The sequence below is a fragment of the Cryomorpha ignava genome, from assembly GCF_010686655.1.
In the GTDB taxonomy this organism is placed as follows: Bacteria; Bacteroidota; Bacteroidia; order Flavobacteriales_D; family Cryomorphaceae; genus Cryomorpha; species Cryomorpha ignava.
Map to the genome: position 1 here is coordinate 197,454 of NZ_JAAGVY010000003.1, position 7,903 is coordinate 205,356.

General features: G+C 40.2%; 8 protein-coding genes. 5 read left to right on the forward strand and 3 right to left on the reverse strand.

Annotated features, from left to right (window positions below; translation table 11 throughout):
* Window positions 1–68: 68 nt before the first annotated feature.
* The 3 genes from G3O08_RS03555 to G3O08_RS03565 form a co-directional block, all read right to left on the reverse strand.
* Window positions 69–1,541, reverse strand: coding sequence for a glyceraldehyde-3-phosphate dehydrogenase (locus tag G3O08_RS03555; protein WP_163283302.1), 1,473 nt, complete (start codon window positions 1,539–1,541; stop codon window positions 69–71).
* A gap of 68 nt (window positions 1,542–1,609) precedes the next feature.
* Window positions 1,610–2,473, reverse strand: a complete 864-nt coding sequence (locus tag G3O08_RS03560; RefSeq protein WP_163283303.1) for a sigma-70 family RNA polymerase sigma factor — start codon at window positions 2,471–2,473, stop codon at window positions 1,610–1,612.
* 333 nt (window positions 2,474–2,806) lie between these two features.
* The gene (locus G3O08_RS03565) at window positions 2,807–4,255 is read right to left on the reverse strand and encodes a Do family serine endopeptidase (protein WP_163283304.1); all 1,449 of its coding nucleotides are present in this window, start codon (window positions 4,253–4,255) and stop codon (window positions 2,807–2,809) included.
* A 156-nt stretch (window positions 4,256–4,411) separates the two neighbouring features.
* On the opposite strand from G3O08_RS03565, the gene G3O08_RS03570 reads away from it, so the two are divergent.
* The 5 genes from G3O08_RS03570 to G3O08_RS03590 are packed head-to-tail and all read left to right on the forward strand — an operon-like array spanning window position 4,412 to window position 7,782.
* Window positions 4,412–5,200 (forward strand): hypothetical protein, encoded by a 789-nt coding sequence (locus G3O08_RS03570; RefSeq protein WP_163283305.1) that lies wholly within the window; start codon window positions 4,412–4,414, stop codon window positions 5,198–5,200.
* The gene (dapF, locus tag G3O08_RS03575) at window positions 5,190–5,972 is read left to right on the forward strand and encodes a diaminopimelate epimerase (RefSeq protein ID WP_163283306.1); all 783 of its coding nucleotides are present in this window, start codon (window positions 5,190–5,192) and stop codon (window positions 5,970–5,972) included. Before G3O08_RS03570 ends, dapF begins: the two co-directional genes overlap by 11 nt.
* A complete protein-coding gene (locus G3O08_RS03580; protein ID WP_163283307.1) occupies window positions 5,965–6,489 on the forward strand; it encodes a GNAT family N-acetyltransferase in 525 nt (174 codons plus the stop codon). The genes dapF and G3O08_RS03580 overlap by 8 nt, the downstream gene beginning before the upstream one ends.
* Window positions 6,482–7,531 (forward strand): endolytic transglycosylase MltG, encoded by a 1,050-nt coding sequence (mltG, locus tag G3O08_RS03585; protein ID WP_163283308.1) that lies wholly within the window; start codon window positions 6,482–6,484, stop codon window positions 7,529–7,531. The genes G3O08_RS03580 and mltG overlap by 8 nt, the downstream gene beginning before the upstream one ends.
* Entirely contained in the window at window positions 7,531–7,782 is a 252-nt protein-coding gene (locus tag G3O08_RS03590) for a hypothetical protein (RefSeq protein WP_163283309.1), read from the forward strand. The genes mltG and G3O08_RS03590 overlap by 1 nt, the downstream gene beginning before the upstream one ends.
* The last annotated feature ends 121 nt before the right edge of the window (window positions 7,783–7,903 follow it).

Genomic DNA, 7,903 nt, shown 5'->3' on the forward strand with positions numbered 1-7,903 from the left:
CAATTTCAACAAAAAATTCCCACTTTTCTAAGAAAAACGGGGATTTAATTTTTTACAAAAGGCTTTATCTAATAATAGTGCAGTCTGCGTACTTTGGCAATATATTTAGCCAGTCGGATAACCTGCTTGGTATAACCAAACTCATTATCGTACCATACATACAGCACTACGCTTTTCTTATCATTGTGAATTAAAGTGGCTTTGCTGTCAAAAACAGAACAGCAGCTGTCGCCAACAATATCGCTCGATACCAATTCGGGTTCAATGCTATACTTAATTTGATTAACTAAATCTCCTTTCAAAGCAGCTCCTTTCATTACTGCATTTACCTCTTCTACACTTGTGGCTTTATTGAGAGTAAGATTCATAATTGCAAGCGACCCATTTGGAACCGGCACGCGTACTGCATTTGCAGTTAGCTTATTAGCCAATTTCGGAATAACTTTAGTAACAGCTTTGGCGGCACCTGTTTCAGTAATTACCATATTCACAGCGGCAGAACGCCCACGTCTTTCTTTCTTATGAAAGTTGTCAAGTAGATTCTGATCATTTGTGTAAGCATGTACCGTTTCAATATGTCCTTTCTCAATGCCGTATTCGTTTTCAATTACTTGAAGAACAGTGCTGATGGCATTGGTGGTACATGAAGCTGCGGAATAAATATTTTCATTCTCAATATCCAGATCCTTGTGGTTTACTCCGTAAACAATATTCGGAATTTCACCACCGGGAGCTGTAAGAATTACTTTGCTGATTCCATTAGATTTCAAGTGAAGGCTGAGCTCTGCGCGATTTCTGAATGCTCCGGTATTGTCAATTAATACGGCATCACTAATTCCGTAATCCTCGTAGTTAACTTTATCTGGAGATTCTGCTTGAATCATTTTAATTATCTGACCATTGATGATCAATGCATTATTTTCGATATCGGCTTGAACAGATCCCGGAAACGGGCCATGAACAGAATCCATACGGAGTAAGTCCGCACGTTTTACGATTTCTTCGGGAGTAACCTTACGGGTTACAATAGCTTTAAGTCTAAGCTGGTGTCCCTTTCCGAATTGTTGAATCAATTCGCGTGCAGCCAATCTTCCGATACGTCCAAAACCAAATAAAACCACATCGCGTGGCTCAAATTTCTGGCCGTGATCTTCACCCACGAACCTTCCTATTTTTGACAATAGAAAATCGTGTTTAGAAGCGTGCTGGTTTTTCTCTTCCATCCATTCTGCCGAAAGTCTTCCAATATCTATTTTGGAAGGCGCCAGATTAAACTCCATAAGGATTCGTGCAAGCTCGCTGGTTACAAATACATCAATTGGTTTTTGAACCACGTCTGCAGCATATTTGTGCAGACTTAAAACTTCGCTCACACTGGTATTTACCAGGTGGTTACGAAAAAGAACAAGCTCTACTGATTTGTCATAAAGTAGGTGTCCTACTGCGCTGATAAGTTCTACGGCAGCTTTTTCTTTACTAATCCAGGTTTCGAGCTCCTTGTTGTAGGTATCTCGTCCTGCGCTCAAAAGATCACTTGACATGATTATTAACGTTTATATAAGGTGGTTTGAAATAATTCAACTTTCCAGGCGCACCAAACACATTGGGTTTAACCCAAATACGCTTTTAGGTGTTTGCTTCTTGACGAATGACGCAATCTGCGAATAGCTTTTTCTTTAATCTGTCTAACGCGCTCGCGTGTCAGTCCAAAGCGATCTCCTATTTCTTCAAGAGTAAGGCCGTGTTTCATACCAATACCGTAGAAAAGACGAATTACTTCGCGCTCTTTTTCAGTAAGAGTTGACAGCGAACGCTCAATTTCCTGAACCAAAGATTCATTTAATAGTTGAGTATCGGCATTTGGTGAGTCGCTGTTTATCATTACATCAAGCAATGACGAACTGTCATCTTCTGTAAAAGGAGCATCAACAGACACGTGGCGACCACTAACTTTAAGCGAGTCAGCTACTTTTTCTGCCGGTATATCAAGCGCGTTTGCAATCTCTTCCACGGTAGGTGGACGATCGTATTCCTGCTCTAGCTTGGCAAACATCTTATTTATTTTGTTCAAGCTTCCAACCTGATTTAGTGGAAGGCGAACAATACGCGATTGCTCTGCAAGTGCTTGAAGAATAGATTGTCTAATCCACCATACGGCATAAGAAATAAATTTGAAACCACGGGTTTCATCAAATCGTTGTGCAGCCTTAATCAATCCAAGGTTTCCTTCGTTAATAAGGTCAGGAAGAGAAAGGCCTTGATTTTGATATTGCTTGGAGACAGATACCACAAAACGCAGGTTAGCGCGTGTGAGTTTTTCCAATGCTGCCTGGTCACCTTTTTTAATTCTCTGTGCCAATTCAACTTCTTCCTCCGCAGTAATCAGGTCCTCACGGCCTATTTCCTGAAGGTATTTGTCTAATGACTGGCTTTCGCGATTGGTTATGCTCTTGGTAATCTTAAGTTGTCTCATAAAATTGTTCCTAAGTAAGGGTTTATAATAGCGGCTATCAAACCGCAAAGATACGTCAATGGTACTTCAAATACAAACTACCGAATTAGATTTGAGTTTGAAATTCCAATATTAAATATGTAAAGCGACAGAGTATTAAGTTGCTGCCGCTTTACATTGTTCAAAATAAAATGAGATATGCGTAAAATAAATGATGAATCGATGTTTACGATTTCGGGTATATCTCGCAGGTTTTTATTTTGAAATTTGGTTCAAAAGACTTTTTAAGGACTATATTTATTGAGTTCGATAGCTGGAATTTTACGCAGTTATCTAACCGTGTCACCAAATTTATTACATTCCAAAACCGAAGTAATCAGGCTTTCCATCCGGATGCAATCCTTCAACCAGAACGCCTCCTCGTTTGGAGCTAAGTATCCGGTTTACGTCTTCGGGTGTGTTTACCGGTTGCTTATCAATTTGCGTTATTACAAATCCTGCACTCAATCCGGCATTTTTTAATTTTCCGCTTTCAAGATCTGTTATTTTAACGCCATTTGCAATTTTAAGCCTACCTTTTTCTTCGGTACTCAATGATTCCAATTTGGCACCAAAAATTCTATTGACTGCTTCTTTATCACGTTTCTTTAACTCTTTATTTCCGTAGCGGTCTCTCAGCACAACAGTAAACTCTTTGATATTGTTCTTGCGCAGCACTAAAACCTCAATTTCGTCGCCAGGGCGGTACTTGCCTATTTGCTCCTGAAGCTGAGTAACATTGTTTACGCCAAAGCCTTGCACTTTGGTAATGATGTCTCCTTCTTCAATTCCGGAATCAGCGGCAGCTCCATCTGGCAGTAACCCTCGGACGTAGGCTCCTTCCCGGGTTTTTAAATCTTTTTCCTTTGCCAACGCCTGATCTATATTGCTGATGTTTACACCAATATAAGCGCGCTGAACCAATCCAAACTCAAGTAAGTCGGCAGTAACTTTCTGCACAATGCTTACAGGTACTGCAAAGCTATAACCACTGTACGATCCGGTACGCGAAGCTATTGCAGTGTTAATTCCCACCAGCTCCCCACGTCCGTTTACAAGCGCGCCTCCACTGTTTCCGGGATTTACCGCGGCATCTGTTTGGATAAACGACTCAAGCGGAAAAATCTCATCGGTAGGGTTGTAATGCAAGATGTTGATATTTCTAGCCTTTGCACTAACAATGCCTGCTGTAACGGTAGATGTAAGATTAAACGGATTGCCCACAGCGAGCACCCATTCTCCTACCTGTAAGTTGTCGCTGTCGCCAAATGTAATGGCCGGAAGATCTGATTCGTCAATTTTCAACAAGGCGATATCTGTTGCCGGGTCAGTACCTATTAGTGTAGCCGTATAAGTTCGGTTGTCGTTAGTACTGATTTCAATATTTGCCGCATTGTCAATTACGTGGTTATTGGTTACAATATAGCCGTCGTCACTTATAATTACTCCCGATCCGGATGCTTTTTGCTCCTGAGAATAATATTTCTCGCCACCAAAAATCTGGCTCCAGGGATTGTAATACTTCTGCGATTGAAAAGTTGTGGTAACGTGCACCACTGCATTTACTGTTCGCTGAGCGGCACTTACAAAATCAATGCTTTCAAGAGGAACTGATGGACTGGAAGTATAATTAGTAAATTGAATTTGTGGTTTCTCTCCCGAAGAAGACATTTTAAGATCTGAATTTAGAAAAGTAGAATACAAACCGAGGGATACGATACCACCGAGAATCGCCACGAGAAAAAATTTAAATAGCTGCTTCATTTTATCTTTGCTTTAAATTAAAGGTTTCGTCTTTTAAACATTCACTGCCCGCAATTTCTTACTTTTGTGCTGTTAATTCGTGTTAAGCCTATATACTGCGGAAAACAGAGTTAATTACAGTGCAATTTGCATTCCATTTTGTCCATGCGTCAAACAATGAGAAAATTTGTCACTTTTATTGCCTTCGTGGCATGTTTAATCCTATTCGCAAGCTGTGAAAACAAACAGGGTGAGACAAATACGGATCAAGATGAGAAGACGCGCACTTCAATTTTTAAGAAGAAACCTAAACCAGATGCTATTGCCAAGGTTGAAGATTCACTCTCATCGCCCGATCTTACTGCCGGTATCGATAGTGCTTATGCCGATTCAACAGATATTTCGAGTTTGCCTGATTCTGCCACAAATGAATTGCCATTGCCAAACGAAGAAACCGAAGTGGAGTGGGAGTCAACGACAGAAATGAATTCACGTCAAACCGATTCCGAAGAAGAAATTACAGAAGAATGGGTTGAAGAATCGAGCGGAGAAGAGGAGAATGAGTATGTAAACTACTCAAATAGCGATGTAACGCTTAATAAAGAGCGTATTCTAAAAACCGAAATCGTAAAAGTGAAAATGCCTGATATTCAAGATGAGCGCGACTCTGTACTAGCGGTTATCGAAGAAAGAATGAGCCTGAATCTCGAGCAAGTCTCGAAGCAAATCGTTGTAGAAAAATGGTTTTCGCCGGTAAACTATCGCGGATATAAATTTAATCGCAGGAAGTTAATGCTCTACGGTGTTGAAAGAGAAACACTTATAGTTATTTATTTCTACCTCGGCGAATATTATTTTGCCGTTGATCAGAAGATTTACAATTTAGATGAAACGGCTAAAAACGTTTCTTTTGAAAGCGTGAAAGACACGACCCTAACGTATTATTTATTGATGTATGAAAATTAATTTCGAGAAATATCAGGGTACGGGCAATGATTTTGTACTTATCGACGATCGTAATGAGGAATTCCCCGAAAACGATATTAAGCTTATTAAGCACATCTGCAGCGCAAAGTTTGGGGTTGGTTCTGATGGCCTTATGCTCATTAGAAATTCAGCTGACGCTGATTTTGAAATGATTTTCTTCAATCCTGACGGGTCAAAAAGTCTTTGCGGAAATGGAAGCCGCTGCGCAGTTCATTACGCGCATAAAAGCGGATTTGCTAGCACGAGTGGAACATTTATAACAACAGATGGCGTACATAAATTCAAGGTTCTTTCGCACGATTTAATTGCCATAGAAATGCGCGATGTGCATAATCCCGAAAAGCATAGCGGACATTGGTTTATCGATACAGGTTCGCCACATCTTATTATTCGGGTGCCAAATGCCGATAAGGTTGATGTGCTAAATGAGGGTAGAAAATGGCGCAATGAAGCTGTTTTTATCCCCATAGGAGGAACCAATGTAAATTTTGTTTCCGTAATTTTAGATAGTGGTTCTTTCAGAGTTCGAACTTATGAGCGCGGTGTTGAAAATGAAACCCTTTCTTGTGGAACAGGCGTTACGGCTGTCGGCCTCGCCATGAATCTGGAAGAGAAAGCTGAAAACAGAGCCGAAATAGAAACAAAAGGTGGAAATTTAACGGTTCAGTTTCAGCGCGATGGAGCACATTTTAGAAATATATGGTTAGAAGGACCAGCCAAATTTGTATTTTCCGGACAGATTGATGCTTGAAAACAAAAGAATAAAACTCCGCTCGCTTGAAATTGGCGATGTAAACCTGCTTAGCATTTGGGAAAATGACAGGGCTAACTGGAAAGTTTCGCATACCATATCGCCATACAGTAAATATGTCCTTGCCGATTACATTAATTCGGTAACAGATGTGTATTCAGACAAGCAGTTGCGATTGGTTATTGAAACCAAGCCAGATCGGGTTTCCGTGGGAACCATAGACCTATTTGATTGCGATTTTGCTAATAGAAGAGCCGGTATAGGCATATTAATTGCAGATCCCGATAATAGAGGAAAAGGAATTGGGAGCCAGGTGCTTGACATCATAATAGACTATTGTTTTGAGGTGCTCAATTTGCATCAGCTCTATTGCAATGTGCTTCTCGACAATCCCAAAAGTATGGCTCTTTTTGAGAAATACGGTTTTCAGAAAATTGGCGTTAAAAAGGACTGGACTGCGTATGAAGGAAAATTTTACGATGAAGTGCTCATGCAAAAGATAAGAGAAAATGGCTAAGCGAAAAAGACGAATTATTTCTTTCGGTTTCCTGATGTTTCTGGTCACAGTTCTTTTGGTTGGTTTTTATTATTATCGGCTCGTTTTCGGTCCTGTATTAAACATGAAAAAGGAATCTGTCGCATTTTATATTCATACTGGCTGGAGTCAAGATAATGTTTTTGATGCCCTCATATCTATGGATATTGTAAAAAAGCCCAAAGCCGTAAAATGGGTTATGGAACGCAAAAATTATGATGGCGGCTTGGTTGTACCAGGAAAGTATACCCTCAAAAACGGTATAAATGCCAACGATTTGGTAAATCACTTACGGGCTGGAAATGGCGAAGAAGAAGTAAAGATTGTTTTGAATCACGCGCGCACCTTGCAAGAGTTGGCAGGTAAGGCTTCCGCCAATATTGAAGCAGACTCCATCTCTATTTTAGACAAGCTTACCGATCCTGAAGTAATTGGGCGGTATGGCTTTAGTGCCGAAACCTTTAAAGCCATGTTTCTGCCCGATACCTATTATACAGAATGGGATACCGATGCAGATGAATTTTTGGAAAGAATGGCCAGTGAATACAAGAAATTCTGGACGGAAGAGCGTATTCAAAGTGCAAAAATTCAAGGGCTAAGTCAAAGTCAGGTTACAACGTTGGCCTCTATTGTACAGGCAGAGCAGCAAACTCATCCCGAAGAGCGGGCAGCCATAGCCGGATTGTATTTAAACAGGTTAAACCGCGGAATGCGACTTCAGAGCGATCCGACAGTGGTTTATGCAGTCGGCGATTTTAATATTAACCGGGTACTTACCAAGCACCTTAGCTTTGCGAGTCCTTACAATACATATATAAACAGTGGTCTTCCACCGGGGCCAATAAATATACCTACAAAGCAGGCCATAGATGCTGTGCTCAATGCCGAAGACAACGATTATATTTATATGTGTGCGAAAGCAGATTTTAGTGGTTATCACGCTTTCGCGAAAAGCCATACAGAGCATATTCGCAATGCGCGGGCATTTCAAAATGCCCTTAATCAGCGTAAAATTTACAAATAATGTCTACTACTACCAATGTTGTTATTTCGGAGGGAATTTCTTTTAATTATCTGATTAAGGGAACCTTACTCGCTATTTTTTCAGGTATCATTTCTTTGTTTTTTCTTCCGGCATTAATCGGCCTTGTGGTTGGGGTGGCACTAGTTCTGGCATCTTCCGGAGTGGAAATAAACATTCAAAAAAAGCAATACCGCCGATACGTTGGAATTTTTGGATATAAAATTGGCAAATGGAATGATTTAATAACCTGAGTTCGATTATTAACAACTTGACTGTCAATAACTAACGAAAAATAGTTCTAAAAATAGAAAGGTAAAATACAGTGTTTTTGTATATTTAGATCGTTGAAAAATAAACACTTAACAAAAACAA